1 protein-coding gene and 1 pseudogene are annotated in these 545 nt (G+C 67.9%); both read left to right on the forward strand.

Annotated features, from left to right (window positions below):
- The first annotated feature begins 34 nt into the window (after nt 1-34).
- Nucleotides 35-352, forward strand: a complete 318-nt coding sequence (locus F8271_RS31745) for a transposase (protein ID WP_192580563.1) — start codon at nt 35-37, stop codon at nt 350-352.
- Nucleotides 349-545: pseudogene (locus F8271_RS31750) on the forward strand (IS3 family transposase); the annotation flags it as partial. The gene F8271_RS31745 and the pseudogene F8271_RS31750, both read left to right, overlap by 4 nt.

A 545-nucleotide genomic window follows, 5' to 3' on the forward strand; every position in this document is an offset into this window, starting at 1 on the left:
GATGGAGACATCGAATCCTGGAGGAACACCGGCGATGCCTGCACCGAAGAAGTACAACGATGAGTTGCGTGAGCGTGCGACCCGGTTGGCGGTCGAGGCCCGTCGGGATCCGGCGTCGGCGGTCGGTGCGATCCGTCGGATCGCGGGTCAGCTCGGGGTTCATCCGGAGGCGTTGCGGACATGGGTGAAGAAGGCCGAGGTCGACGCCGGTGAGCGTGCGGGCATGACCAGCAGTGACGCACAACGCCTCGCCGCGTTGGAACGGGAGGTCCGTGAGCTGCGGCGGGCGAACCAGATCCTGAAGTCCGCGGCGTCTTTCTTCGCGGCGGAGTTGGACCGTCCGTCGCGATGAGGGTCGCCTTCGTCGACTCCCAGCGGGTCGAACACGGTGTCCAACCGGTCCTGCGGGCGCTCGAAGACACGCCCGCAGCGATCGCACCGTCGACCTACTACGCCGCCACGACCCGCCCCGCCAGCGCACGATCCCGACGCGACGAGGAGCTGACCGCGGTGATCGAGCAGGTCCACGCGGAGAACTACGGCGT

The organism is Micromonospora sp. ALFpr18c, assembly GCF_008868155.1.
Lineage (GTDB): Bacteria > Actinomycetota > Actinomycetes > Mycobacteriales > Micromonosporaceae > Micromonospora.